General features: G+C 65.2%; 22 protein-coding genes. 16 read left to right on the forward strand and 6 right to left on the reverse strand.

Annotation, left to right across the window (positions count from 1 at the left end):
* A partial coding sequence (locus E8F11_RS15760; protein ID WP_280287030.1) for an IS110 family transposase occupies positions 1–966 on the reverse strand: 966 nt, incomplete at its 3' end.
* Between the two features lie 350 nt (positions 967–1,316).
* Positions 1,317–1,802 carry a flavin reductase family protein gene (locus tag E8F11_RS15765; RefSeq protein WP_280289771.1) on the reverse strand — a complete coding sequence of 162 codons (486 nt, stop codon included), beginning with the start codon at positions 1,800–1,802 and terminating at the stop codon, positions 1,317–1,319.
* Between the two features lie 352 nt (positions 1,803–2,154).
* Here E8F11_RS15765 and E8F11_RS15770 point away from each other — a divergent pair, with 352 nt between their 5' ends.
* The 10 genes from E8F11_RS15770 (at position 2,155) to E8F11_RS15815 (ending at position 12,995) form a co-directional block, all read left to right on the forward strand.
* Positions 2,155–3,549, forward strand: coding sequence for a cytosine permease (locus E8F11_RS15770; protein ID WP_280289772.1), 1,395 nt, complete (start codon positions 2,155–2,157; stop codon positions 3,547–3,549).
* Positions 3,550–3,705: 156 nt separating this feature from the next.
* Positions 3,706–4,530, forward strand: a complete 825-nt coding sequence (ppk2, locus tag E8F11_RS15775) for a polyphosphate kinase 2 (RefSeq protein WP_280289773.1) — start codon at positions 3,706–3,708, stop codon at positions 4,528–4,530.
* 182 nt (positions 4,531–4,712) lie between these two features.
* Entirely contained in the window at positions 4,713–6,482 is a 1,770-nt protein-coding gene (gene sulP, locus E8F11_RS15780; RefSeq protein WP_280289774.1) for a sulfate permease, read from the forward strand.
* Positions 6,483–6,616: 134 nt separating this feature from the next.
* A complete protein-coding gene (locus tag E8F11_RS15785) occupies positions 6,617–7,597 on the forward strand; it encodes a quinone oxidoreductase (protein ID WP_280289775.1) in 981 nt (326 codons plus the stop codon).
* 10 nt (positions 7,598–7,607) lie between these two features.
* Positions 7,608–8,456, forward strand: a complete 849-nt coding sequence (locus tag E8F11_RS15790; RefSeq protein WP_280289776.1) for a TauD/TfdA family dioxygenase — start codon at positions 7,608–7,610, stop codon at positions 8,454–8,456.
* 62 nt (positions 8,457–8,518) lie between these two features.
* Positions 8,519–9,571 (forward strand): 3-keto-5-aminohexanoate cleavage protein, encoded by a 1,053-nt coding sequence (locus E8F11_RS15795; RefSeq protein WP_280289777.1) that lies wholly within the window; start codon positions 8,519–8,521, stop codon positions 9,569–9,571.
* Between the two features lie 112 nt (positions 9,572–9,683).
* Positions 9,684–10,991, forward strand: coding sequence for an MFS transporter (locus E8F11_RS15800; protein WP_280289778.1), 1,308 nt, complete (start codon positions 9,684–9,686; stop codon positions 10,989–10,991).
* On the forward strand, positions 10,988–11,656 hold the full coding sequence (locus E8F11_RS15805) for a DsbA family oxidoreductase (protein WP_280289779.1): 669 nt from the start codon (positions 10,988–10,990) through the stop codon (positions 11,654–11,656). The genes E8F11_RS15800 and E8F11_RS15805 overlap by 4 nt, the downstream gene beginning before the upstream one ends.
* Positions 11,653–12,003, forward strand: a complete 351-nt coding sequence (locus E8F11_RS15810) for a Rieske 2Fe-2S domain-containing protein (RefSeq protein ID WP_280289780.1) — start codon at positions 11,653–11,655, stop codon at positions 12,001–12,003. Before E8F11_RS15805 ends, E8F11_RS15810 begins: the two co-directional genes overlap by 4 nt.
* Entirely contained in the window at positions 11,985–12,995 is a 1,011-nt protein-coding gene (locus E8F11_RS15815) for a putative sulfate exporter family transporter (protein ID WP_280289781.1), read from the forward strand. Before E8F11_RS15810 ends, E8F11_RS15815 begins: the two co-directional genes overlap by 19 nt.
* Positions 12,996–13,706: 711 nt before the next feature.
* On the opposite strand, the gene E8F11_RS15820 is transcribed toward E8F11_RS15815, so the two are convergent.
* Entirely contained in the window at positions 13,707–14,720 is a 1,014-nt protein-coding gene (locus tag E8F11_RS15820; protein ID WP_280289782.1) for an AraC family transcriptional regulator, read from the reverse strand.
* A gap of 363 nt (positions 14,721–15,083) precedes the next feature.
* On the opposite strand from E8F11_RS15820, the gene E8F11_RS15825 reads away from it, so the two are divergent.
* The 5 genes from E8F11_RS15825 (at position 15,084) to E8F11_RS15845 (ending at position 22,669) form a co-directional block, all read left to right on the forward strand.
* Positions 15,084–15,647 (forward strand): alpha/beta hydrolase, encoded by a 564-nt coding sequence (locus E8F11_RS15825; protein WP_280289783.1) that lies wholly within the window; start codon positions 15,084–15,086, stop codon positions 15,645–15,647.
* Between the two features lie 135 nt (positions 15,648–15,782).
* Complete coding sequence (locus E8F11_RS15830) at positions 15,783–17,699, forward strand: DUF1302 domain-containing protein (RefSeq protein ID WP_280289784.1); 1,917 nt, start codon at positions 15,783–15,785, stop codon at positions 17,697–17,699.
* Positions 17,700–17,738: 39 nt separating this feature from the next.
* On the forward strand, positions 17,739–19,097 hold the full coding sequence (locus tag E8F11_RS15835) for a DUF1329 domain-containing protein (protein WP_280289785.1): 1,359 nt from the start codon (positions 17,739–17,741) through the stop codon (positions 19,095–19,097).
* A gap of 65 nt (positions 19,098–19,162) precedes the next feature.
* Entirely contained in the window at positions 19,163–20,212 is a 1,050-nt protein-coding gene (locus E8F11_RS15840) for a YCF48-related protein (RefSeq protein WP_280289786.1), read from the forward strand.
* Between the two features lie 18 nt (positions 20,213–20,230).
* Positions 20,231–22,669: an MMPL family transporter gene (locus tag E8F11_RS15845; RefSeq protein ID WP_280289787.1), complete on the forward strand. Its 2,439-nt coding sequence runs from the start codon at positions 20,231–20,233 to the stop codon at positions 22,667–22,669.
* 99 nt (positions 22,670–22,768) lie between these two features.
* On the opposite strand, the gene E8F11_RS15850 is transcribed toward E8F11_RS15845, so the two are convergent.
* From E8F11_RS15850 to E8F11_RS15860, 3 genes are all read right to left on the reverse strand, one after another.
* Positions 22,769–23,086: a heavy metal-binding domain-containing protein gene (locus tag E8F11_RS15850; protein ID WP_280289788.1), complete on the reverse strand. Its 318-nt coding sequence runs from the start codon at positions 23,084–23,086 to the stop codon at positions 22,769–22,771.
* A 237-nt stretch (positions 23,087–23,323) separates the two neighbouring features.
* Positions 23,324–23,749, reverse strand: coding sequence for an organic hydroperoxide resistance protein (locus E8F11_RS15855; RefSeq protein WP_280289789.1), 426 nt, complete (start codon positions 23,747–23,749; stop codon positions 23,324–23,326).
* 57 nt (positions 23,750–23,806) lie between these two features.
* Positions 23,807–23,932, reverse strand: coding sequence for a hypothetical protein (locus E8F11_RS15860; protein WP_280289790.1), 126 nt, complete (start codon positions 23,930–23,932; stop codon positions 23,807–23,809).
* A gap of 360 nt (positions 23,933–24,292) precedes the next feature.
* On the opposite strand from E8F11_RS15860, the gene edd reads away from it, so the two are divergent.
* The coding region (edd, locus tag E8F11_RS15865; RefSeq protein ID WP_280289791.1) for a phosphogluconate dehydratase at positions 24,293–25,983 on the forward strand (1,691 nt) is incomplete at its 3' end.

Here is a 25,983-nt window from a genome sequence, read left to right on the forward strand (position 1 = left end):
CTGATAGGGTGTCTGCGTCTTGAGCACACCATAGGCAATCTGCAGCAGCTTGCGCATGGCCGCGCCCAGGGCGCTCATCTTGGCTTTCCCGCGTGCCAGCAGACGCTGGTAAAGCGCTTTGACCGTGGGATTGTGCTGTTTGGCCACAATGGCCCCCATGTAGAGCTTGGCCCGCAGCCGAGGCTGCCCCGCTTTGGTCAAGCGTGGTTTGCCTTTTACCGACGTCCCCGAGTCCCAGGGGCGTGGAACCAGGCCCGCATAGGCCGCGCATTGTCGGGCACAGCCAAAGTCGCGGCTGTGCAGAAACGCCAGCAGGTGGCGGGAAAGGACATCCCCGATGCCCTGGATGCTCCGCAGCAGCTCCCGGTTGCGTTTGAGCTGGTCGTGCCGGTCGATGTGGTCGTCGATCTCCTGCTTCAGGCGTTCGGCCTCCTGACGCAGGGCACTGAGCATCGTATCGATGGAGGCCACTACGCTGAGGCTGGCCTGACTGACCTCGGCTTTTTCCCGCCGGTTCAGTTCGCGCTGGAGGTCCTCCTGCAACGCCTCATACCGCACGATCATCGCTTTCAGCTCGCGGATCTCCCGCGCCTCCGGCAACCAGCGTCGGGCCTTTTGGGTCGCGCCAAAACGGGCGAGCACCAGGCTGTCCTGCTTGTCCGTCTTACCGCGAATACCCAGGCTGCGCGCATATTCGCGGACTTGCGCCGGGTTCAGGACGAAGACCTGAACGCCACGGTCGTGCAGGTAATACGCCAAGGATTCGTGGTAGACCCCGGTGGCCTCAAGGAACACCTTCAGTTCCCCGGCGGCAACGCCACTGTGGGTGCAGCACCACTCGATCAAGGCGGCAAAGCCGTCTACTTGATTGGTAAATACCTTGGTCTTGACCTTCAGACTGTCCGGGTCGCGTAACCACAGACAGTCGAGCTTTTGCTTGCTGACATCGATTCCAATAACCGCCATCTCTCGATCCTTGCCTTGTTCATGCAGCCTCACTCCGGTGGAGGGGCTTGGATACCATTCAGGAGTTGGAGAAGAGGGCCGGGAGCACAATCTACGAAACAGAGTCGAGCTCTCAGGATGGGAACGGCTTTCCCGGCCCTGGGCAGTGAGGTAGCTAACCTCATTGCCCTGGAGAGATACAAGGATGGGTAGAGCGGAGCGAAACCCATGCAGTCGGCGCGGTGTCGATGGGTTTCGCAGGCTCGCGGAACGCCGCCCGACCCGTCCTACTTGAGCGTCTGAGCCGCCAGCGGACGCGCAAAAAAAGCCCCCAATAAAGGGGGCGGGAATCAAAGCGCACGAGTAATGAATCAGGCGAAGGCCTGCAACGCCCCCATCTTGCCGCGGCAGTAGATCATTGGGGTCACTTGCTGTTCGGGCACGATCAAGTTCTTCACGGCGCCCACCAGGATGGCGTGGTCGCCGCCTTCGTATTCGCGCCACAGTTCGCACTCGATGATGGCGGTGGCATTGGCCAGTATCGGATTGCCCAGTTCGCTCAGGCTCCACTCGATGCCCTGGGCCTTGTCCTTGCCCTTCTTGGCGAAGGCATAGGCCTCATCGCGCTGGTCGGCGGAGAGCAGGTGGATGGCGAAGCGCTTGCGCTGAATCAGCACCGGATAGGAGTCGGAGCTGTAGTTGGGGCAGAACAGCACCAGGGCCGGGTTCATGGACAGGGAGCTGAAAGCGCTTGCGGTCAGCCCGACGATCTGGCCGTCGTCATCCAGGGTAGTGATGACGGTGACGCCGGAGGGGAAGGAGCCCATGACTTGTTTGTAGGCATTGGTGTCGATCATTTCGGGTACCTATCGGTGTGGACTGGCTGCGACCGGCAGCGCATTTGTGTCCGATGGTATACCGTAATATTGCCATTGCAAGCACTATTTTCCAGTGCTTGAACGCCAGCCGACAAACGTTTGTTTTTTCGTTGAAACCCAGTAATAGCGGGGCTATCAGGTGATCTGATTGAACGATTCAGCTATTGATGTCAGCTGTCGTCATCCATCTGATGCCCGGAAAAAATCCTTGTCTGAGTCTTGGAATACCATAATATGGTGCCTCGCTATCGGGCGGCTGTCGCCTTTCCTCAAGCCCGAATGCGCAGGCCCGCGTGGCTTTCCTTACAAAGACAATAAGCAAGGCAAGACGATGTCCGAGAATACCCAGCAGACGCTGATCGAGAACCATACCGTCGACTATGTGCCGCCCGCCGAACGCCACGGCAGGGCCCGTGACCTGTTCACCCTCTGGTTCAGCACCAATATCGCGCCGCTGCCGATCGTCACCGGGGCCATGGTGGTCCAGGTGTTCCACCTCGACCTGCTCTGGGGCCTGCTGGCCATAGTGCTGGGGCATATGATCGGCGGCGTGTTCATCGCCCTGGCCTCGGCCCAGGGCCCGCAGATGGGCATCCCGCAGATGGTCCAGAGCCGTGGCCAGTTCGGCCGCTACGGCGCGCTGCTGATCGTGTTCTTCGCCGCCATCATCTATGTCGGCTTCTTCATCTCCAACATCGTCCTGGCGGGCGAGTCGATCCACGGCATCGCCCCCGCCGTACCACTGCCGGCAGCGATCATCATCGGCGCCCTCAGCGCCACCGCCATCGGGGTGATCGGCTACCGCTTCATCCACACCCTGAACCGCATCGGCACCTGGGTGATGGGCGGCGCGCTGCTGGCCGGCTTCGCCTGGATCTTCGGCAACGAGCTGCCGGCGGACTTCTTCAGCCGCGGCGCCTTCAACCTGTCGGGTTTCCTGGCCACCATCTGTCTGGGCGTGATCTGGCAGATCAGCTTCTCGCCCTACGTGTCGGACTACTCGCGCTACCTGCCGGCCAGCATCGGCATCGCCAAGCCGTTCTGGGCCACCTATTTCGGCGCCTGCCTGGGCACCATCCTGTCCTTCAGCTTCGGCGCGGTGGCCGTGCTGGCGACCCCGGAGGGCACCGAGGCCATGGCCGCGGTGAAGCAGGCCACCGGCGTGCTCGGCCCGGTCCTGATGCTGCTGTTCCTGCTCAACATCATCAGTCACAACGCCCTCAACCTGTATGGTGCGGTGCTGTCCATCGTCACCTCGATCCAGACCTTCGCCGGCGGCTGGACGCCGAGCATCCGCGTGCGGGTGGCCCTTTCCGCGGTGGTGCTGGCCGGCAGCTGCCTGATGGCGCTGGGCGCCTCGGCCAACTTCATCTCCCACTTCATCGGCCTGATCCTGGCGCTGCTGCTGGTCCTGGTGCCCTGGGCCTCGATCAACCTGATCGATTTCTACCTGATCAAGCGCGGCCGCTACGACATCGCCTCGATCTTCAGCGCCGATGGCGGCATCTATGGGCGCTTCAACGCGCATGCGATCACCGCCTACTTCCTCGGCATCCTGGTGCAGCTGCCCTTCGCCAATACCGCGCTCTATGTCGGGCCCTATGCCAACTACATCGAGGGCGTGGACCTGTCCTGGCTGGTGGGGCTGCTGGTGACCTGCCCGCTCTATTACTGCCTGGCCACTCGCGGCAGGGAACCGGTGGGCGCGCTGCGTATGGCCGACTGACGCCCAGGCTTTCCGCTCATTGCGCCCCGACCTGTTCTGCAGGCGGGGCGCTTTGCTATTTGGGGGACTGCCGACCGGGGGACGCTTGCTTCCCTGCAAATCGGAATCCGTCAGCTAGCTTTTAGTGATCGGGATTTCTCTGCGAGGGAGTGGGTCATGACAAAGAGCAAGAAGAAGGCAGCCGCCAACGAGGCGACGGAACAGGAAAGATTCGGCCGCAAGGAGTACGAAAGCGAACTCAAGCGCCTGCACGTGGAACTGGTGAAGGTCCAGCAGTGGGTGGTGGAGAAGGGGCTCAGGGTCTGCATCGTCTTCGAAGGGCGCGACGGCGCCGGCAAGGGCGGGACCATCAAGGCCATCACGGAGCGGGTCAGCCCGCGGGTGTTCCGCGTGGTGGCGCTGCCCGCGCCCACCGATCGCGAAAAGACCCAGATGTATGCCCAGCGCTACCTGACTCACCTACCGGCCGCCGGGGAAGTGGTGATCTTCGACCGCAGCTGGTACAACCGGGCCGGCGTCGAGCGGGTCATGGGTTTCTGCACCGAGGATCAGTCGCGCAAGTTCCTGGCGGTGACGCCGCTGCTCGAGAAGCTGATGGTGGAGTCCGGGATCATCCTGCTGAAGTACTGGCTGGAAGTGAGCGCCGACGAGCAGACGCGGCGCCTGCAGGACCGCATCAAGGACGGGCGCAAGCTGTGGAAGCTGTCACCCATGGACCTCAAGTCCTATGCCCGCTGGGATGACTACACCCGCGCCCGCGACGAGATGTTCGCCGCCTCCGATACTTCCTGGGCACCCTGGTACATGGCGCGCTCCGAGGACAAGCGGCGGGTGCGGCTGAACATCATCAGCCATCTGCTCAAGCAGATTCCCTACAAGGACCTGACCCACGAGCAGAAGGTGGCGCTGCCCAAGCGTGGGAAGATCGGCAAGTACAAGGCCGCGCCCTATCCCTTCAAGATGGTCGAGGAGCGCTTCTGATAGCGCCGCCGCTTCCGGCGAGAGTTGGACGGCGCCCATGGCCAGGCGACGCTTCGCAGCGAGCGCTTCCAGCACCCTGGCGTTGATGCGCAGGGTGCTCCTGCCCATGGCCGCCTGGAGGTGTTGCACCGTCCCGTTCCATCGACCCCAGGGAGCGTCACCATCGTCTTGACGAGGCCAGCATGAGCGACCACGATCCGACCCGCCTCAAGTCCGAACCTGGCCGGGTGGCGCGTACGCGTTCCGCAGGCGCTTCCGCCTGGCAGCGCTGGTTGCCGGGCTTGCAACTCCTGCATCAGTACCAGCCGCACTGGCTGGCGCGCGACCTCGTGGCCGGGCTGGTGCTGACCAGCATGCTGGTGCCGGTGGGCATCGCCTATGCCGAGGCTTCGGGCGTACCGGGCATCTACGGGCTGTACGCCACCATAGTGCCGCTGCTGGTCTACGCCCTGTTCGGCCCGAGCCGCATCCTGGTGCTGGGACCGGATTCCGCCCTGGTGGCGGTAATCCTCACCGTGGTGCTGGCGCAGTCCAATGGCGATCCGCAACGCGCCGTAGTGCTGGCCAGCATGATGGCGGTGGTGTCGGGACTGGTGTGCATCCTGGCCGGCTTGCTGCGGCTGGGATTCATCACCGAACTCCTGTCCAAACCGATTCGCTACGGCTACCTGAATGGCATCGCGCTCACCGTGCTGATCAGCCAGCTGCCCAAACTCTTCGATATCTCCGTCAAGAGCGAAGGGCCATTGCGCGATATCCGCAGCCTGGCCGAGGCCCTGCTTGCCGGTCAGGCCAACTGGACGACCTTCGCGGTGGGGGGCGGCACCCTGGTGGCGATCCTGCTGCTCAAGCGCTACCCCCGCCTGCCGGGTATCCTCATCGCCGTGGTGGCGGCGACCCTGGCGGTCGGCCTGCTCGATCTCGGCGGTGGCGCCGGGGTCAAGGTCCTCGGCTCGCTGCCCCAGGGCTTGCCGTCGTTCGTCCTGCCCTGGATAACGCCGGTGGACCTGGGCGCGGTGATCCTTGGCGGATGCGCCGTCGCCCTGGTTTCCTTCGCCGATACCAGCGTGCTGTCCCGTACCTACGCGGCCAAGACCGGAAGCTACGTCGACCCCAACCAGGAAATGGTCGGCCTGGGGGCGGCCAACCTGGCGGCCGGTTTCTTCCAGGGCTTCCCGGTCAGCAGCAGCTCATCCCGCACACCGGTTGCCGAGGCCGCCGGCGCGCAGACCCAGCTCAGTGGCGTGATCGGGGCGTGCGGCGTGGCCGTGTTGCTGCTCTTCGCCCCCGAGCTGCTGCGCCACCTGCCCAGCAGCGCGCTGGCCGCCGTGGTGATCGCCGCGGCCATCGGACTGTTCGAGTTCAAGGATCTGTGGCGCATCTACCGTATCCAGCCCTGGGAGTTCTGGCTGTCCGTCGCCTGCCTGGTGGGGGTGGCCGCGTTCGGCGCGGTGCCTGGCATCTGCATCGCCGTGGTGATCGCGGTGATCGAGTTCCTCTGGGACGGCTGGCGCCCGCATGTCGCGGTACTGGGAAGGGTGGACGGTATCCGCGGCTATCACGATATCCAGCGTTATCCCCAGGCGCGGCGGGTGCCGGGGCTGGTGCTGTTCCGCTGGGATGCGCCGCTGTTCTTCGCCAATGCCGAGTGGTTCCAGGAGTCTGTGATGGAGGCACTGGAGCAGTCGCCGATGCCGGTCAGGCGGCTCGTCGTCGCCGCCGAGCCGGTGACCAGCGTCGACGTGACCTCGGCGGACATGCTCGCCGAGCTTCAGCGGACCCTGAGCGAGGCGCGGATCGAGCTGCATTTCGCCGAGATGAAGGACCCAGTCAAGGACAAGCTGGAGCGCTTCGGCCTGCTCGAGTCGCTGGGCCACGACGTCTTCCACCCCACGGTGGGGGCCGCGGTCGATGCCTACCTCGAAGCGCACGGGGTGGACTGGACCCCGTAAGGAGGCGGCCGCACTTCCTGTCATGAAATGAAAAGCCGCTGTCGTGCGATGTGAAGCATGCGCGAGGGCAGGTGCCTAGAGTCCAATCCATGGGTCCGTGACCCGACCACAAGAACGAAGATTGGAGAAAAGGCATGGCCAAAGCCGTCCGCATGTATGAAACCGGGGGACCGGAAGTGCTTCGCTACGAAGAGGTCGAGGTCAGGGACCCGGGCCCCGGCGAAGTCCGCCTCCGGCACGTTGCCGTCGGCCTGAATTACGCCGACACCTACTTCCGCAATGGCACCTATCCCATTCCGCTGCCCAATGGCATCGGTGTCGAGGCGTCCGGCGTGGTGGTGGCGGTGGGCGAGGGCGTGACCAACGTCACCCTCGGCGACCGTGTCACCTACACCGGCTTCCTCAACACCCTCGGCGCCTACAGCACCGAGCGGCTGGTGCCGGCAGCGCCGCTGATCAAGCTGCCCGAGACCATCGCTTTCGAGACCGCGGCCGCCATGACCATGCGCGGGCTGACCTCGGCCTACCTGATGCGCCGCATCCATGACTTCAAGGAAGGCGACAGCATTCTCCTGCACGCCGCCGCTGGTGGCGTGGGCCTGATCGTCTCGCAGTGGGCCAAGCTGCTCGGCCTGACCGTGATCGGTACCGTGTCCTCCGAAGCCAAGGCGGAAGTCGCCCGTGCCCATGGTTGCGACCATGTCGTCAACTACAGCGATGAAGACATCGCCAAGCGCGTTCGCGAGCTGACTGGCGGCCGTGGCGTCGACGTGGTGTTCGACAGCGTCGGCAAGAACACCTTCATGGCCTCCCTGGATTCGCTCAAGCGCCGCGGCCTGCTGGTCTGCGTCGGCACGGCCTCCGGTCCGATCCCGGCCTTCGATCCGGTGCTGCTGGCAATGAAGGGCTCGCTGTTCATGACCCGCCCGGCCCTGGCCGACTACATCGCCGACCCGGCCGAGAAGGCCGAGCTGGTCGGGGAGCTGTTCGACCACGTCGGCAGTGGCCGCATCAGCATCGACATCAACCAGCACTACGCGCTGGAGGATGCGGTGCAGGCCCATCGCGACCTGGAGTCGCGCAAGACCACCGGCTCGTCGATCTTCGTCATCTAGGGAGCTCGCCATGCAAGTAGAACAACTGACCTGTGCCATCGGCGCCGAAATCAGTGGCGTGAACCTCGCCGACGCCATTCATGACGATGGCCTGTTCGCCGAAATCCGTGGCCAACTGCTCAAGCACCGCGTGCTGTTCCTGCGCGACCAGGATTTCAGTCGTGCCGAGCATGTGGCCTTCGCCCGCCGCTTCGGCGAGCTGGAGGACCACCCTGTGGCCGGCAGCGACCCGGAGCACCCGGGCCTGGTCCGCATCTACAAGAATCCTGACCAGCCGATGGACCGCTACGAGAACGCCTGGCACACCGATGCCACCTGGCGCGAGGCGCCGCCGCTGGGCTGCGTGCTGCGCTGCGTGGAATGCCCGCCGGTGGGCGGCGACACCATGTGGGCCAACATGGCGCTGGCCTACGAGAAGCTGCCCGAGGATGTGAAGCAGCGTATCGAGGGCCTGCGCGCACGCCATAGCATCGAGGCCAGCTTCGGCGCGGCCATGCCCATCGAGAAGCGCCTGGCCCTCAAGGCCATGTACCCGGACGCCGAGCACCCGGTGGTACGCACCCATCCGGAAACCGGCGAGAAGGTGCTGTTCGTCAACGCCTTCACTACCCATTTCAGCAACTACCACACCCCTGAGCGGGTGCGCTTCGGCCAGGACGCCAACCCCGGTGCCGCTGATCTGCTGCGCTACCTGGTCAGCCAGGCATACATCCCCGAGTACCAGGTGCGCTGGCGCTGGAAGCCGAACAGCGTGGCGATCTGGGACAACCGCAGCACCCAGCACTACGCGGTCATGGATTACCCCGCCTGCCATCGCAAGATGGAGCGTGCCGGGATCATCGGCGACAAGACCTACTAACCCCAGCACCACCCGGGCAGCCGCTCGCGGTGGGCTCCAAGCACAGACATTAGGAGAAGCTCATGCAATTCTTCGACGATTCCCTGCACCCCGAAAACATGGAAAAGGTGGTCATCACCGTGGCGCCCTATGGCCCCGAGTGGATGCCGGAAGACTTCCCCGAAGACATTCCGGTGACCATGGACGAGCAGGTGCAGAAGGCCGTGGAGTGCTACGAAGCCGGCGCCACCGTTCTGCACCTGCATGTGCGCGAGCTGGACGGCAAGGGTTCCAAGCGCCTGTCCAAGTTCAACGAGCTGATCGCCGGTGTACGCGAAGCGGTGCCGGACATGATCATCCAGGTCGGTGGTTCCATCTCCTTCGCTCCGGAATCCGATGGTGAAGCCGCCAAGTGGCTGTCCGACGACACCCGTCACATGCTGGCCGAGCTGACCCCGAAGCCGGACCAGGTGACCGTGGCCATCAATACCACACAGATGAACATCATGGAGCTGCTCTATCCGGAGTACCTGAAGGGCACCTCCCTGGAGAACCCGCTCTACCAGGCCGCCTACAGCGAGATGACCGTTCCCGCCGGCCCGGCCTGGGTCGAGGAGCACCTCAAGCGCCTGCAGGCCGCCGGCATCCAGCCGCACTTCCAGTTGACCGGCATCCACGCCCTGGAAACCCTCGAGCGCCTGGTGCGCAAGGGCGTCTACAAGGGCCCGCTGAACCTGACCTGGATCGGCATCGGCGGCGGCTTCGACGGCCCCAATCCGTTCAACTTCTTCAACTTCATCCACCGCGCACCGAATGGCGGCACCCTCACCGCCGAGTCGCTGCTGAAGAACGTGCTGCCCTTCAACACCATGGCCCTGGCCATGGGCCTGCACCCGCGCGTCGGCATCGAGGACACCATCATCGACCAGCACGGCAAGCGCTTCACCTCGGCGCAGCAGATCCAGCAGACGGTACGCATCGCCCACGAACTGGGCCGCGAGATCGCCTCTGGCAAGGAAGCGCGCGAGATCTACAAGATCGGCGTGCAATACAAGGATGTGGAGGAAACCCTGCGTATGAACGGCATGGCGCCCAACCGCCAGCCGGGCCAGAAGCACGTTCCCCTGCGTGCCTGACCCTACGTAGCGAAGGGCCGGCCCACGAGGCCGGCTCGGGTGGAGCGGCGACCCGTCGCTCCGCCAGCTAGCGTGACAAGAACAACAAGACGCACAGAACCCAGGTATTGCCATGGCTTTCCACACCGCAGCCACCGCCGATTTCGATGATTCGGCCGTCAACGTCTCCCGCAACTACGCCTGGGTGGTATTCGCCCTGACGTTCGGCCTGCTGATTTCCGACTACATGTCGCGGCAGGTACTCAACGCCGTTTTCCCGCTGCTCAAGACCGAATGGGCCTTGAGCGACTCCCAGCTCGGCCTGCTCAGCGGCATAGTCGCCCTGATGGTCGGCCTGCTCACTTTCCCCCTGTCGCTGCTGGCCGACCGCTTCGGTCGGGTCAAGAGCCTGGCGCTGATGGCCATGCTCTGGAGCCTGGCGACCCTGGCTTGCGGCCTGGCGGAAGACTACCAGCATATGTTCGTGGCCCGATTCTTCGTCGGGGTAGGCGAGGCCGCCTATGGCAGCGTCGGCATTGCCGTGGTGATCTCGGTGTTCCCCAAGAGCATGCGTGCGACCCTCACCGGTGCCTTCATGGCCGGCGGCATGTTCGGCTCGGTGCTGGGCATGGCCTTCGGCGGCATACTCGCCGAGCACCTAGGCTGGCGCTGGTCCTTCGCCGGCATGGCGATTTTCGGCCTGGTCCTGGCGTTCCTCTATCCCCTGGTGGTCAAGCAGAACCTGATTGGCCGCCCGGCCCGCAGCGCGGCGGTTGCCGCTGATGGGCGTTCCTGCCGTCGCCCGCTGAAGACGCTTTTCGCCAGCCGTTCGGTGATCAGCGCCTACATCGGCAGCGGCCTGCAACTGTTCGTCGGCGCTGCCGTGATGGTGTGGTTCCCCAGCTACCTGAACCGTTACTACCAGATGGGCACGGACAAGGCCGGCGTGGTCTCGGCGATCATCGTCCTCACCGGCGGCGCCGGCATGATCCTCTGCGGCATCCTCAGCGACCGCCTGTGCCGCAACTCTCCCGACCGCAAGATCGTCCTGGCCATCGCCTACTGCCTGATCAGCTGCCTGTTGCTGTCCCTGGCCTTCCAGATGGCGCCCGGCCTGCCGCAGCTGGTGGTCATCGCGTTCGGCATGCTGGTCGCCACCGGGACCTCCGGACCGGCCGGCGCCATGGTGGCCAACCTCACGCACTACTCGGTGCATGGCACCGCCTTCGCCACCCTGACCCTGGCCAACAACCTGCTGGGCCTGGCGCCCGGCCCCTACGTCACCGGTGTTCTCGCGGACGCCATGGGCCTGGACCGCGCCTTCCAGCTGGTGCCGCTGATCAGCATCGCCGCAGCCCTGGTGTTCTTCCATGCCAAGCGCCACTACCACCGGGATATCCAGAATCTGGCGCCGCTGATGAAAGACGAGGGCCGCCCATGAAACCGCTGCTCATCGAGATGACGTTCGACTTCATCTGCCCCTGGTGCCTGATCGGCAAGCGCAATCTGGAAAAGGCCCTGAGCTCCCTGGCCCGCAGCCGGCCGGACGTTTCCGTGCAGCTCCGCTGGAAGGGCGTGCAACTGCTGCCCGACCTGCCGGCCGAAGGGGTGCCGTTCGAAGCGTTCTACCTCAAGCGTCTGGGCAGTGCGGAGATGGTCCAGGCTCGCCAGGCCCAGGTACAGGAAGCGGCGGCCCACGCCGGGGTGTACCTGGACCTGAAACAGATCCAGGTCATGCCCAATACGGCCAATGCCCACCGCCTGCTGGCGCTCGCCGCGGAGCAGGGCAGTGCCCGGCAGCTGAACAGCCTGCTGGAGCGCCTGTTCGCCAGCTACTTCCAGCAGGGCTACGACATCGGGCAGGGGGAGCTGCTCCTGCGCCTGGCGCGGTCCTGCGGGTACAACGAGCGTCGCCTGGAAGGCGCCCTGTTCGACGACGGCCGCCCCTATGTGGCTGACGACGCGGTCCCGGCCGGCACGGCCGTGCCTTCCTTCGTCATCGACCAGCGTATTCCCCTGGTCGGCGCGCAGCCGCCGTGGCTGATCCTTGCCGAGCTACAGCGCGCCCTGGAGCCCGCGATGCCGATTGCGGAGTGCCTGGCATGACTCGCCTGGTGGAAATCCCGGCGGAGAAGATACCGCCGGTGGGCGGTCGCAGCCTGATCCGTCTCGAAGAAAAATCCCTGGTGCTGTTCAACCAGGACGGCAGCCTCTACGTCATTGACGAAAGCTGCCCGCACAACGGCGCCTCGCTGTTCACCGGCAAGCTGGAAGGGCGCCTGTTGCGCTGTCCGGCCCACGGCCTGCGTTTCGACCTGGCCAGTGGCTGCGTTCCCGGCGTGAGCGGCTTCGGCGTCGCCACCTATGCCCTGGAGCAACGCCAGGGCCGCTGCTTCATCGATCTATCCCGGCCCAGGGCCCAGGAATCTTCCCAATGTACGCAACTGCAATAACCACGCTGGGATCGCGCAGCCGGGTACTGATGCCCGGCGTGATCGTCAGCGCCATGGTCGCCGCGGCGGCCACCTTTCTCTCCGAACACTACGGCGCGCCGGTGATGCTTTTCGCCCTGCTGCTGGGGTTGTCGGTCAACTTCCTGGCGGCCGATGGCGTGTGCAAGCCGGGCATCGAATTCACCGCCCGCGAAGTGCTGCGGGTGGGCGTGGCGCTGCTCGGCATTCGCATCACCCTGGAGCAGATCGCCTCCCTCGGCTGGCAGCCGGTGGCCATGGTGGTTGCGCTGGTGGTGGTGACCATCCTGGTGTCCATCGTCGCGGCCCGCGCCATGGGCTTCAACACCTTGTTCGGCCTGCTCACCGGGGGCGCCACGGCCATCTGTGGCGCTTCGGCGGCCCTGGCCCTGGCGGCGGCGCTGCCCAGCCATGAGAAGAAGGAGCGGGCGACGCTGTTCACCGTCATCGGCGTGTCGGCGCTCTCGACCCTGGCGATGATCCTCTACCCGATGATCGCCCAGGCCTTCGGCCTTTCGCCGCTGCACGCCGGGCTGTTCATCGGCGGCACCATCCATGACGTGGCCCAGGTGGTCGGCGCTGGCTACAGCATGTCGCCGGAGACCGGTGACAGCGCCACGGTGGTCAAGCTGATGCGCGTGGCCATGCTGCTCCCGGTGATCCTCTGCGCCGCCCTGATCACCCGGGCCCGCGGCGCCGAGCCCGGCAGCAAGCGGCCGCCGCTGCTGCCCTGGTTCGCCGTGGGCTTTGTGGTCCTCGCCGCGGTCAATAGCACGGGCTTCATTCCGCCGGCGGTGCAGGATGCCGGCAACGAACTGTCGCGCTGGTGCCTGGTGATCGCCATCAGCGCCCTGGGCATGAAGACCCAGCTCAAGGAGCTGGCTTCGGTGGGCATCAAACCGATTCTGTTGATGGTGGGGGAGACGGCCTTCCTCGCTGCCCTGGTGCTGGCGATGCTGCGCTGGGGGTTCTAGAACCCTGTGGTTGGGGTAACCGACGCCTTACGTGAGTAAGGCCTTTAGCCGCGCGGGAACTCTTCTACCGTCGGGTTCCATGGCGCGGCGTTTTTTTCTGGCGATGGGGTGGGCTGCCGCCCGGCCCATCCTGCGGTACTCCTGCTCCCGAGAGGGGGTCATCGATGCCTGCCGCAGCGGGCTTTCACCGCGCCGAAGCTTGGGACGAGCTTTCTGGCGCGGTTTTTTTTGCGCACGGTTTTTGCGGGGTTCGTGGATTGTCGGGGGATATCGGATTGGCAGGCAGGTGTGAGGGGGGCTTGAGTTCTGTTGTTCAGCTCATTGCTGAGTGGGCTTCAGGTTTTTGTTTCGCCTCCCGGCGAGTCACTTTTCTCAGTCGCCAGAAAAGTAACCAAAAGCGCTTGCCCCGACATCCGGGTTTGGCTTCGCCAAACTTCCCTCCCTCCATCGTCGCTCCGGGGGCCCGGCGCGAAGGGCCATCCATGGCCCTAAACGCCTCTCGCGGCATCCATGCCGCTCGTCCCCCTGCGCAACGATTCCGCTCGGCCTCCTGACGGGGCGGAGTCGCTGCCCCACCATTTGTGCTCGACTTCAGTTCGTAGGGTGGACATCGCTCTTCATGTCCACCAATCACGGCTCAGAGGGGCTCCGATGGTGGACCGGTGAAGCGTGGTCCACCCTACGGGAGGGCCAGTCGGCGCTGGTCCTTCATCACTCCTCGGGCTTGACCTGATGCTCCCGCCGCCAGGCGGCGGGCGCCATGCCGAACTGGGTGGTGAACCAGCGGGTGAAGGAACTGGGCACCGAGTAGCCCAGCAGATCGGCGATGCGGCTGAGGCTATATCGCGGGTTTTCCATGTAACGCAGCACCAGGTCGCGCCGAGCTTCGTTGATCAGGTCGGAGAAGGTCATCTCGCTGTCCTCCAGCCGCCGCTGCAGGGTCCGCACGTTCATCCCCAGGGACTGGGCGATCTGCTCGATCGTGGAGCGGCCCATGGGCAGCAGCAGGTAGATAGCCTTGCGCACATCGTTCAGCGTCGACTGCCGTGCGGCACCGGGAAGGGTTTCCACCAGGCGCTGCGCATGTCGTGCCATGGCCGGGTCGGCCAGGGGGTTGGGTTTGTCCAGGTCGGCGACCTGGCAGACGATGCCGTTGAACTCGCTGCCGAATTCCACCTTGCAGCCGAACACGCGTCGGTGCAGGTGCAGTTCCGGCGCGGCGTCATGGCTGAAGTTCACGCTCAGCGGGCGCCAGTTCGACCCCAGCAGGGCGCTGCACATGCGAAACAGCACGCCGATGGCCAGCTCCATGCCTTGGCGCATGGGCGCCGACGTGTCACTGATGATCTCTTCCCGCAGGATTACCGTTTTGCCCACTTCGTCCACGTAGAGCGCCAGCGATTCGTTCAGCAGGTGGCGGTACTGCACGATGATGTCCAGCGCGTCGCGCAGGGTTGGCTGGTGGGAGAGCAGCAGGCTGATGACGCCGAAATCCGACAGCTGGCGCGACTCAGCCATGCGCAGGCCGAACGTGGGGCAGTTGGCGGCGCGGGCGGACTCCTCCAGCAGGGCGGCGACGGCGGAAGTCGGCAGGCGCTGTTCGGGATTGTCGATCAGGGTCTTGCTGAGCCCCACCTGACGCAGGAGTTGCTGTGGGTTGAGTCCGAGGTGCTCGGCCACCTCGATGTAGTTGGTCAGGGCCGCTGCGCGAACCATTGGGGTCATGTCGATCGCCACGCTGCTGTTGTGCCGGTAAGGGGGGACCCATTTCCGGTGGTCATTGTCGTTTAAAGCGAAGTTAATTCACTGCCAAGGATAGTCAGCGAATTTGTTTTTGATGACAACGGCTGCGCCGTTCCTTCCCGGAACACGAACTAAGTAAAGACAAACCCTGGAAATTAGCCCACGCCACGGACGGCGGGCAGGACCGTCGAGTCGGAAGCCGGGCGGGGTGGGGCGGCCCTGTCATGAAATGCGAAGCTGCTGACGCCCTATGAAAAGCGACTCCTCCCTTGCACCTCTACTGTTTGCATCACCAAGTTCCATTCGCCGCGATGGCCCGACCATCTAACGCAACAGGGTGATGACGTGACCAACAACAACAGCACAACCATCCTCATTGTTCCCGGCCTGCGAGACCACGTGCCCGAGCACTGGCAGACCCTCCTGGCCGAGCAACTGCCCAAGGTGCGCACCGTACCGCCGCTGGAACACGACAAGCTGAGCCTTGCCGCCAGGGTCGATGCCATCCAGCGCGAGCTGGAGCAGATCGACGGGCCGGTGATCATCGTCGCCCACAGCGCGGGCGTGCTCATGGTGGTGCACTGGGCGGCCCGCTACAGCCGGCCGATCAAAGGTGCGCTGCTGGCGACTCCGCCGGACCTCGACGCCACCTGGCCAGCGAACTATCCGACCCCCGATTCCCTCAGCGCCAACGGCTGGACACCCCTGCCGCGCAAGCCGCTGCCGTTCCCCAGCCTGGTATGCGCCAGCGACGACGATCACCTGGCCAGCCTCGAGGCGGTGCGCCGCATGGCCTCGGACTGGGACAGCAGCGTGGCCGAGCTCGGCCGTGTCGGCCACCTCAATCCGGCATCGGGCTTCGGCGAATGGCCGGCTGCCCATGAGCTGATCCAGATGCTGGATCGCTGAGGCGAGATTCCAACGAATTCAGCCAGGGAGACCGGCGAGCTGAGCGCGTGGCCATGCAACCGGCTACGCGCAGCCAGCGCAGGAAGTGCGAACTAGAGTTGCTGCAGTCACAACAACAAGAAGCGGAGCCAACGCATGAAAAACAATAACCACCAGCTGAACCTGCGCAGGTGCCTGCTCGCCTCGGCCATCGCTGCCGGGATGGGCGTGCCCGCGGTCCAGGCCTTCGAAGTCGACACCGGCAATCCGGACTGGTCGATTCGCTTCGACAACACCGTGAAGTACAACTACGGCGTGCGCACCGAGAGCGCGGACAAGCGAATGCTGGGCACCCCGAACAACAACGACGGTGACTACAACTTCCGTAAATCCGGCACCAACATCACCAACCGCGTCGACCTGTTGACCGAACTGGATGTGATCCACGGGGGCAACAAGGGCTTCCGCGTCAGCGCCGCCAGCTGGTACGACAAGGCCTACGACAACACCGGCTCCAATTCCAACCCGTTCGTCAATGGCAACGATGCCTTCTCGACGATCGTGGGCCAGCCCAGCACCACCAATCCGGCGTTCGGCAGCCCGCACCTCTCCAACTATGCCCAGCGCTACTACAGCGGCCCGTCCGGCGAAATCCTCGACGCCTTCGTGTTCTACAGCACCGAAGTGGGCGACGAGTCGATGTTCAGCATCAAGGCCGGCCAGCACAACGTCTACTGGGGTGAGACCATCCTCAACCCGGTACACGGCATCAGCTACGGCCAGTCCGGCCTGGACCTGGCGAAGCTGTCCGCCGCGCCCGGCACCGAGGCCAAGGAGCTGTTCGTCCCGCGCAACCAGATTTCCACGTCCTTCACCATCAACCCCGAGCTGACGGTCGCCGCGCAGTATTTCCTCGAGTGGGACGAGGCACGCCTGCCCGAGGCCGGCACCTACTACGGCAGCTCCGACCTGGTGGGCACTGGTGCGCAGTCCTTCCTCCTCGGCCACACCGGTGGCCCGGGCCTGGCGGGGCCAAACGGCACCCTCACCACCATTCGCCGCGGCCACGACATTACGCCGGACAAGCGCGGTGACTGGGGCCTGATGCTCAAGTGGTCGCCGGAGTGGCTGGACGGCACCCTGGGCGCATACTACCGCAACACCTCGGAAATCCTTCCGCAGGCCGTGCTGGACGGCACCGGGCTGACGGCGCGCGGCGCCAACGGCCCCATCGCCAACGTGCAGAACTCCATCCGCACCACCAACTACAAGTTCGCCTATGGCGACGACATCGACATCTTCGGCCTGAGCCTGTCCAAGGAGATCGGCGGCATCAGCGTGGCCAGCGACCTGAACGTGCGCCACAACATGCCGCTGGCGAGCATCCCGGCGATCCTCAGCGCTCCCGGCCCCGGCGGCCTGGCGGCGGGTCTCGGCCTGCTGCCGCCCCGCGTTCCGGGGACTGGCGTGATCACCGACGTGCCCAGTGACGGCGATAGCCTCAGCGCTACCGGCGACACCCTGCACTGGACCCTGAACGGCCTGATGGCCATCGGCGACACGCCGGTGTTCGACGCGGCGACCCTGCTCGGCGAGCTGTACTACAGCAACCTGCTGAAGCTCGATGGCGACAACGAGGCGCTCTACAAGGGCAAGAGCAGCTACCGCGGCATCGACAAGCCCACCCGCGACAACTGGGGCCTGGCGGTCAACTTCACGCCGACCTGGTACCAGGTGTTCCCGGGCGTGGACCTCTCCGCCCCGATGTCCGTCAACGTCGGCCTGGACGGCGTTTCCCCGGTCCAGGGCGGCGGCGCCGAGGACACCGGCACCTACTCGGTGGGTGTCGGCGCGGCGATCTACAACCAGTACTTCGTCGACCTGAAGTACGTGGACTCCTTCGGCGATGCCGAGAAGTGTGAAAACGGTGCCACTGACGGCTCCACTCCCAACGCATTGGACGCCACGCAGCGCTACACCTGCTTCGCCGGGGGTTACTCCTCCTTCTCCGGCGGCGGGGCTACCACGGAAGACCGTGGCGCGGTTTACCTGACCCTCAAGACCACCTTCTGAATTCCGCGTCGCTCGAGACCCGAGCAGGAGAGTTACAAGATGAAATTCGTGAAAACCCTGATGGCGGCTTCCCTCGCGGTGGCCATGGCTGGTACCGCTCATGCAGCCGTATCCTCCTCCGAGGCGGCCAAGCTGGGCAGCAGCCTGACCCTGGTGGGCGCCGAGAAGGCCGCTAGCGCCGATGGCTCCATTCCCGCCTACGAGGGCGGCCTGACCACCGCGCCGGCCGGCTTCAAGTCGGGCGACAGCATGCGCCCGGACCCCTTCGCCAGCGAGAAACCAGTGCTGGTGATCGACGGCAAGAACGTCGACCAGTACAAGGGCATGCTCAGCGCCACGACGGTAGAGCTGGCCAAGCGTTATCCGGGCTTCCGCATCGACGTCTTCCCGACCCACCGTACCGTGGCCATGCCCCAGGGCGTGCTGGACAACGCGGTGAAGAACGCCACCGGCGCCAGCTCCACCAACGGCGGCCTGGCCATCGAGAACGTGCTGCCGGGTGTGCCCTTCCCGATCCCGCAGTCGGGCGCCGAGGCGATGTGGAACCACCTGCTGCGTTACCAGGGCGTGACCATCAACTCCAAGTACGACTCCTGGAACGTCGATGCCGCGGGCGTGGCGACCCTGGCCACCACCGGCCAGGCGTTCATCAACTACCCGATCTACGAGGACCTGTCGAAAACCATCGACAGCTCGGGCGTCTACTACCAGATGAAGCTGCAATACACCGGCCCGGCTCGCCGCGCCGGCGAGGCGATCATGCTCAAGGATGCCGCCAACGCCGTCGAGCAACCGCGCCGCGCCTGGCAGTACCTGCCCGGCCAGCGCCGCGTGAAGCTGGCGCCGAGCCTGGCCTACGACACGCCCAACCCGGGTACCGCCGGCGCCGGCACCTACGACGACGTGTTCGTCTTCAACGGCGCGCTGGACCGCTACGACTGGAAGCTGGTGGGCAAGCAGGACATGGTCGTGCCCTACAACACCTACAAGCTGACCTATGCCCAGGACCCGAAATCCCTGACCACCCCCAACCACCTGTCGCCTGACTACGTGCGCTGGGAGAAGCACCGCGTATGGGTGGTGGAGGGCACGCTCAAGGCCGGCGCCCGTCACATCTACGCCAAGCGCCGCTTCTACCTGGACGAGGACAGCTGGGTCGCCCTGGCGTCCGACCAGTACGACGCCCGTGGCCAGATCTATCGCGGCTCCTTCGCCTTCCTCAGCCAGAGCTACGACAAGCAGGTTCCGGACACCACGCCCTTCGTGATCTACGACCTGGTGGGCAACTCCTACAACATCAACGGCGTCGTCGGCCCGTACGGCGGCATCCACTACATCGATCCGCTGACCAAGGCCCAGTGGACGGCCGAGTCCCTGGCTGGCGCCGGCATTCGCTGAGCCAGGCTGGTTGCCGCCCCTTCCGAAAGTGGGGGCGGCAACCCCCTTTTTTGCGAGGACGTCCCATGTTTCTCATCAAATCCATCGCCCTGGGCCTGGCCCTGCTGGCCGGTAATGCCGGTGCCGCGCCCATGGCGGATGTGCTCGACTTGCCGGCGCAGCTCAGCGAACTGGCGGTAAGCAGCCCACTGCTCGACGTGGTGCAGGCCGGCCAGCGGCTGGTCGCGGTCGGCCAGCGCGGCCACATCCTGTATTCAGATGACGGCGGCAAGAGCTGGACCCAAGCCAGCGTGCCGGTCAGCTCCGACCTCAACGCCGTGCAGTTCCCCACGCCGAGCCAAGGCTGGGCAGTGGGGCATGACGGCGTGGTTCTGCACAGCAGCGATGGCGGCAGCACCTGGCAGAAGCAGCTCGACGGCCGCCAGCTCGGCCGCCTGATGCAGGACTACTACAGTGCCCGGCCCGACGCCGAACAATGGCTGGAAGAGGGCAAGCGGATCGAGGCAGAGGGAGCCGACAAGCCCTTCCTCGACCTCTGGTTCAGCGATGAGCGCAACGGTTTCGTGGTCGGCGCCTTCAACCTGATCTTCCGTACCCGTGACGGCGGCCAGAGCTGGGAGCCCTGGGCGGACCGCAGCGACAATCCGTCTGGCTATCACCTCAACGCCATCGCCAGCGACGGGCAGGACCTGTTCATCGCCGGCGAGCAAGGCCTGCTCCTGCGGCTCGGCGACGACAGCGAAGGTTTCCAGGCGCTGGCCTCGCCCTACCAGGGCAGCTTCTTCGGCATCAGCGCGGAGCCCGGCCTGGTTCTCGTGCATGGCCTGCGCGGCCACGCCTACCGCAGCACCGACAGCGGCGCCAGCTGGACGCCGGTAAACACCGGGATCAACACCAGCATCACCGCATCCGCCCGCGATACCGAGGGGCGCCTGTACCTGTTCGGCCAGGCCGGCCAGGTCCTGTCCAGCCGTGATGGGGGGGCGACCTTCCAATCCCTGGATATCGCTCGCGGAACTCCGGTCTACGGCGCCCTGGTGTCCGATGGCGAGTTGCTGCTGGTCGGCGCCCGTGGTCTGAGTCAGCGGCCCCTGGCCCCTGGCAAACAAGAATAAGAGAGAGGCGAACCCGACATGGGTGGCATGAAAGAAGGCGTGATGCCAGTTATCCAGGATCTCAATGACTTCGATACGCGCAGCGGCAACCTGCTGGAGCGTATGGTGTTCAACCACCGCCTGCCGTTCATGGTCGGCATCCTGCTGGTCACGATGCTGCTGGGCTACATGGCCATCACGCGCCTCGAACTGCGCCCCAGTTTCGAGAAGATGATTCCGCAGGGACACCCCTACATCCAGAACTTCCTGGAAAACCGCAAAGCCCTGCGCGGCCTGGGCAACAGCGTGCGGATAGTGGTGGAGAACACCCAGGGCGACATCTTCGACCCGGCTTATCTCGATGCCCTCAAGCAGGTGCACGACGAGCTGTTCCTCACCGAGGGCGTCGACCGCGCCTGGATGAAATCCCTCTGGGCGCCCGGCGTGCGCTGGACCGAAGTCACCGAGGAAGGATTCCAGGGCGGCCCGGTGATGCCCGACGGCTACGACGGTTCACCGGCGAGCATCGAACAGCTGCGGCAGAACATCGCCCGCGCCGGGATAGTCGGCAGCCTCGTGGCCAACGACTTCAAATCCACCATGCTGGTGGTACCGCTGCTCGACCAGGCCGCCGCCGGCGCCAAGGGCGTGGACTACCACCAGTTCTCGCGCACCCTGGAAGACAAGTTCCGCCTGCGCTTCGAGTACGCCGGTGACCGCCAGGCCCAGGCTTCGGGCGAGGAAGGGCAGGGCGCGATCAAGGTCCGCGTCATCGGTTTCGCCAAGCTGGTGGGCGACCTGATCGACGGCCTCATCCGCGTGATGATGTTCTTTGGCATGGCCGTGGTCACCGCCTTCTTCATCATCCTGGCCTACACCCGCTGCGTGCGCAGCAGCCTGCTGGTGATTCTCTGCTCGCTGCTGGCGGTGGTCTGGCAGCTGGGCATAGTCGCCTGGCTCGGCTACGCCATCGACCCTTACTCGATCCTGGTGCCCTTCCTGATCTTCGCCATCGGCGTGTCCCACGCCACCCAGAAGATGAACGGCATCATGCAGGACATCGGCCGCGGCACTCACCGCCAGGTGGCCGCGCGCAATACCTTCCGCCGCCTGTTCCTCGCCGGGGTCACCGCGCTGCTGGCCGATGCCGTCGGCTTCGCCGTGTTGTTGCTGATCGACATCCCGGTGATCCAGGACCTGGCCATCACCGCCAGCATCGGCGTCGCCATGCTGATCTTCACCTCGCTGCTGTTGATGCCGGTGGCACTGTCCTACGTCGGCGTCGGCGCCAAGGCTGCCGAACGCGCGCTGCGCATCGATTCCAATGCCGCCGCGCACCGGGGCTTCGGTCGCATCTGGGACTTCCTCGACCGCTTCACCGAGCGGCGTTGGGCCCTGGCGGCGGTGGGGGTGGCCACCCTGATGGGCGTGGTCGGCTTCGTCGTCAGCCTGCAGCTGCAGATCGGCGACCTCGATGCCGGTGCCCCCGAGCTGCGCGCGGATTCGCGCTACAACCGCGACAATGCCTACATCACCAGCCACTACGCGCTGTCCAGCGACCTGTTCGCGGTGATGGTGAAGACCCCGGCCGAAGGCTGCCTGAACTACCAGACCCTGGTGCAGGCCGATCGCCTGGCCTGGGCCCTGCAGCAGCATCCCAACGTGCAGACCACTGTGTCGCTGACCAACGCCGTGCGGCAGATCACCGCCGGCACCTACGAGGGCAACCCGAAGTTCCTCAGCCTGCAGCGCAACCAGGACGTGCTCAACTACGCCGCCCAGCAGGCCTCGGTGAACACCCCGGAGCTGTTCAACACCGACTGCTCGCTGATGCCGGTGATCGCCTTCCTCAAGGACCACAAGGCCCAGACGCTGGCGGAAGTCGCCGCCATCGCCGAGCGCTTCGCCACCGACCACAGCGAGCCGGACCGCCAGTTCCTCCTCGCCGCCGGCACCGCGGGTATCGAGGCAGCGACCAACAGCGTGGTGCACTCGGCCAACAGGACCATGCTGTTCTTCGTCTATGCCGCCGTGAGCCTGTTCTGCCTGATCACATTCCGCAGCTGGCGCGCGACCCTGGTGGCGATCCTGCCGCTGGTGCTGACTTCGGTGCTCTGCGAGGCGCTGATGGTGGTCATGGGCATTGGCGTGAAGGTGGCCACCCTGCCGGTGATCGCCCTCGGCGTGGGCATTGGCGTGGACTACGCGCTCTATCTGCTCAGCGTGCAGTTGCAGTTCCAGCGCGAGGGGCTGTCATTGTCGGAGGCCTACAAGAAGGCCGTGTCCTTCACCGGTCGCGTGGTGGGCCTGGTGGGCATCACCCTCGCGGCAGGGGTGATCACCTGGGCCTGGTCGCCGATCAAGTTCCAGGCCGACATGGGCATCCTGCTCACCTTCATGTTCCTCTGGAACATGCTCGGCGCGCTGCTGCTGATCCCCGCGCTGTCCCACTTCCTGCTGCGCCAGCGCTCCGCCTGACGCGCGATTCGCCGCAGGAGCGAGCTTGCTCGTGAAGGGCCCTGCACAGGGTCCTTCGCGAGCGAGCGTCCCCCTCTCGCCCGCAGGGTCGTTGCGGCGTCAGATCACCACCGCCGTGCCGCTGATGCTCACCATCAGCATGCTGCCGTTCTGGCCGACCACCTCGTAGTCGATATCGATGCCGACCACCGCGTTGGCGCCCAGTTTCTCGGCGCGCTCGCTCAACTCGTCGAAGGCGATTTCCCGGGCCTTGGCCAGCTCCTTCTCGTAGGCGCCGGAACGGCCGCCGATGATGTCGCGAATCCCCGCGAACAGATCGCGGAACACGTTGGCGCCGAGAATGGCTTCGCCGACCACGATGCCCTTGTATTCGCGGATGGACTTGCCTTCTAGGGTGGGGGTGGTGGAGAGGATCATGCTGCGCTCCTGGATTGACTGAAGAAATCAATTGTAGGAGCGAATTGTGGGAGCGAATTCATTCGCGAATGAATTCGCTCCCACAGGAAAAACTCAGATTCGTAGGATGGGTATCGCTACGCTCCACCCATCCTACGGTTCTGAAGCTAGGGTCGATTGCAGGAGCGAATTACGTGAATCGCCAATGACAACGGCGGGTGCCCCTCTCGGGACACCCGCCGTTTGGTTCGCGTCGACTCAGACCAGCGTCAGGGTGACGTCGATATTGCCGCGGGTGGCGTTGGAGTAGGGGCACACGATGTGGGCCTTGTCGACGATCGCGCGGGCTTCCTCGCGGTCCAGGCCGGGGAGGTCGATGCGCAGTTCCACTTCGATGCCGAAGCCGGTGGGGATGGCGCCGATGCCGACCACGCCTTCGATCGAGGTATCCGTCGGCAGCTTGTGCTTGTCGCGGGCGGCAACGAACTTCAGGGCGCCGAGGAAGCAGGCCGAGTAGCCGGCCGCGAACAGCTGCTCGGGGTTGGTGCCTTCGCCGCCGGCGCCGCCCAGTTCTTTCGGGGTGGCCAGGCTGACGTCGAGTACGCCGTCGGAAGAGATGGCGCGGCCGTCACGGCCACCGGTGGCTTCTGCGTAGGCGCGGTAGAGAACGTTTTCAATGCTCATGATGTTTTTCCTTTCAGTGGGATTCGCGTGGTGTGCTTGGGTGGTCGGGGTCGTGGATCAGCCGTCGTGATGAATCAGCCACTCCGGGTACAGCGCGCCGCTGCTGCTGTCCGGCTTGCCTTGTTCGGCGAAGCTGGCGGAGGAGAATGCGAGAACCGCGGTGAAGGTGATCAGGGCTTTCATGGTGAGTCTCCTATATTTGTTTGTTCGCCGATCTTTTGTGCACTAAGTAAGTTGGTGAGGCAGAATTTAATGCCAAGTAATTTTGCGCGCAATATAATTTTTAGAGCATTTCGTGCTAACCACAAAGCCTGGAAGTCATAAGGCTCTGGAAAGCGCCATCGGTTGAGGGTGAGGCGGGTCGCGTCCGGGGTTATGCTGCGTGCCGTCAGCTCGTGCGGTGGTCTATATGAAGGGAAGCGGGATTAACTATTTTGTTGTTGCAATAACAAAATATTTGCTATTGCCTAGTGAATTTCAACGCTTGATGGCAGTATTGTGGTTTCTATAAAAACAAATTCACCCGCTACCTGGAGTCGAACCATGCATCCCCGCGTACTAGAAGTCACCGAGCGTGTGATCGAACGCAGCCGCGCCACCCGCGCGCGCTACCTGGCGCTGATCCAGCAGGCGGCCAGCGACGGCCCGCAGCGCGGCAAGCTGCAGTGTGCCAACTTCGCCCACGGGGTCGCCGGCTGCGGCGGCGGCGACAAGCAGCGCCTGCGCCTGCTGGACTCGGCCAACGTGGCCATCGTCACCGCCTACAACGACATGCTCTCGGCGCACCAGCCCTACGAGGACTACCCGGAGAAGCTTCGCCAGGCCCTGCGCGAGATTGGCTCGGTGGGCCAGGTGGCCGGCGGCGTGCCGGCCATGTGCGACGGCGTCACCCAGGGCGAGCCGGGCATGGAGCTGGGCATCGCCAGCCGCGAGGTGATCGCGCTGTCCACCGCGGTGGCGCTGTCGCACAACATGTTCGATGCGGCGCTGTTCCTCGGCATCTGCGACAAGATCGTTCCCGGCCTGCTGATGGGCGCGCTGCGCTTCGGCCACCTGCCGTCGATCTTCGTCCCCGCCGGGCCGATGCCCTCCGGGCTGTCGAACAAGGACAAGGCCGAGGTGCGCCAGCGCTACGCCGAGGGCAAGGCCAGCCGCGACGAGCTGCTGGCGTCGGAGATGGCGGCCTACCACAGCCCCGGCACCTGCACCTTCTACGGCACCGCCAACACCAACCAGATGCTCATGGAGATCATGGGCCTGCACCTGCCGGGCGCCTCCTTCGTCAACCCGAATACCCCGCTGCGCGAGGCGCTGACCGTGGCGACCGCGCGCCAGGTCACCCGCCTGACCAAACAGAGCGGGCAGTTCCTGCCGCTCGGCGAGCTCGTCGACGAGCGCGTGCTGATCAACGCGGTGGTGGCCCTGCACGCCACCGGCGGCTCGACCAACCACACCCTGCACCTGCCGGCGATCGCCCAGGCCGCCGGCGTCCAGCTGACCTGGCAGGACATGGCCGAGCTGTCCGAGGTGGTGCCGACCCTGGCCCACGTCTATCCCAACGGCCAGGCCGACATCAACCACTTCCACGCCGCCGGCGGGGTGGCCTTCCTGGTGCGCGAGCTGCTCGACGCCGGCTTGCTCCATGAGGAGGTCAACACCGTGATGGGCCGCGGCCTGCGCCGCTACACCCAGGAGCCGTTCCTCGCCGACGGCCAGCTGGTCTGGCGCGAGGGTGCCGGCCAGAGCTTGGACGCGAGCATCCTGCGCCCGGTGGCGAACCCCTTCTCGGCGGAGGGCGGGCTGCGGGTGATGGTCGGCAACCTCGGCCGCGGGGTGATGAAGGTCTCCGCGGTGGCGCCCGAACACCAGGTGGTGGAAGCGCCGGTGCGGGTGTTCCACGACCAGCAGGCGCTGGCCGAGGCCTTCCAGGCCGGCGAGCTGGACCGCGACCTGGTGGCGGTGATGCGCTTCCAGGGCCCACGCAGCAACGGCATGCCCGAGCTGCACAAGTTGACCCCCTACCTCGGCGTGCTGCAGGACCGAGGCTACCGGGTGGCGCTGGTCACCGACGGGCGCATGTCCGGCGCCTCGGGCAAGATCCCGGCGGCGATCCACGTCTGCCCGGAAGCCTTCGACGGCGGTCCGCTGGCGCGGGTGCGCGATGGCGACCTGCTCCGCGTCGACGGCCAGGCCGGGACCCTGGAACTGTTGGTGGACGCCGCCGAGTTCGCCGC

Origin of the sequence: Pseudomonas sp. BN417 (assembly GCF_029871205.1) — a bacterium.
Classification (GTDB): Bacteria; Pseudomonadota; Gammaproteobacteria; order Pseudomonadales; family Pseudomonadaceae; genus Metapseudomonas.

What these genes read in the sequence shown, in the direction of transcription:
- E8F11_RS15765 (WP_280289771.1), bottom strand. Translation starts at nt 1,802, where the DNA reads ATGATCGACACCAATGCCTACAAACAAGTCATGGGCTCCTTCCCCTCC.
- E8F11_RS15770 (WP_280289772.1), top strand. Translation starts at nt 2,155, where the DNA reads ATGTCCGAGAATACCCAGCAGACGCTGATCGAGAACCATACCGTCGAC.
- ppk2 (WP_280289773.1), top strand. Translation starts at nt 3,706, where the DNA reads ATGACAAAGAGCAAGAAGAAGGCAGCCGCCAACGAGGCGACGGAACAG.
- sulP (WP_280289774.1), top strand. Translation starts at nt 4,713, where the DNA reads ATGAGCGACCACGATCCGACCCGCCTCAAGTCCGAACCTGGCCGGGTG.
- E8F11_RS15785 (WP_280289775.1), top strand. Translation starts at nt 6,617, where the DNA reads ATGGCCAAAGCCGTCCGCATGTATGAAACCGGGGGACCGGAAGTGCTT.
- E8F11_RS15790 (WP_280289776.1), top strand. Translation starts at nt 7,608, where the DNA reads ATGCAAGTAGAACAACTGACCTGTGCCATCGGCGCCGAAATCAGTGGC.
- E8F11_RS15795 (WP_280289777.1), top strand. Translation starts at nt 8,519, where the DNA reads ATGCAATTCTTCGACGATTCCCTGCACCCCGAAAACATGGAAAAGGTG.
- E8F11_RS15800 (WP_280289778.1), top strand. Translation starts at nt 9,684, where the DNA reads ATGGCTTTCCACACCGCAGCCACCGCCGATTTCGATGATTCGGCCGTC.
- E8F11_RS15805 (WP_280289779.1), top strand. Translation starts at nt 10,988, where the DNA reads ATGAAACCGCTGCTCATCGAGATGACGTTCGACTTCATCTGCCCCTGG.
- E8F11_RS15810 (WP_280289780.1), top strand. Translation starts at nt 11,653, where the DNA reads ATGACTCGCCTGGTGGAAATCCCGGCGGAGAAGATACCGCCGGTGGGC.
- E8F11_RS15815 (WP_280289781.1), top strand. Translation starts at nt 11,985, where the DNA reads ATGTACGCAACTGCAATAACCACGCTGGGATCGCGCAGCCGGGTACTG.
- E8F11_RS15820 (WP_280289782.1), bottom strand. Translation starts at nt 14,720, where the DNA reads ATGACCCCAATGGTTCGCGCAGCGGCCCTGACCAACTACATCGAGGTG.
- E8F11_RS15830 (WP_280289784.1), top strand. Translation starts at nt 15,783, where the DNA reads ATGAAAAACAATAACCACCAGCTGAACCTGCGCAGGTGCCTGCTCGCC.
- E8F11_RS15835 (WP_280289785.1), top strand. Translation starts at nt 17,739, where the DNA reads ATGAAATTCGTGAAAACCCTGATGGCGGCTTCCCTCGCGGTGGCCATG.
- E8F11_RS15840 (WP_280289786.1), top strand. Translation starts at nt 19,163, where the DNA reads ATGTTTCTCATCAAATCCATCGCCCTGGGCCTGGCCCTGCTGGCCGGT.
- E8F11_RS15845 (WP_280289787.1), top strand. Translation starts at nt 20,231, where the DNA reads ATGGGTGGCATGAAAGAAGGCGTGATGCCAGTTATCCAGGATCTCAAT.
- E8F11_RS15850 (WP_280289788.1), bottom strand. Translation starts at nt 23,086, where the DNA reads ATGATCCTCTCCACCACCCCCACCCTAGAAGGCAAGTCCATCCGCGAA.
- E8F11_RS15855 (WP_280289789.1), bottom strand. Translation starts at nt 23,749, where the DNA reads ATGAGCATTGAAAACGTTCTCTACCGCGCCTACGCAGAAGCCACCGGT.
- E8F11_RS15860 (WP_280289790.1), bottom strand. Translation starts at nt 23,932, where the DNA reads ATGAAAGCCCTGATCACCTTCACCGCGGTTCTCGCATTCTCCTCCGCC.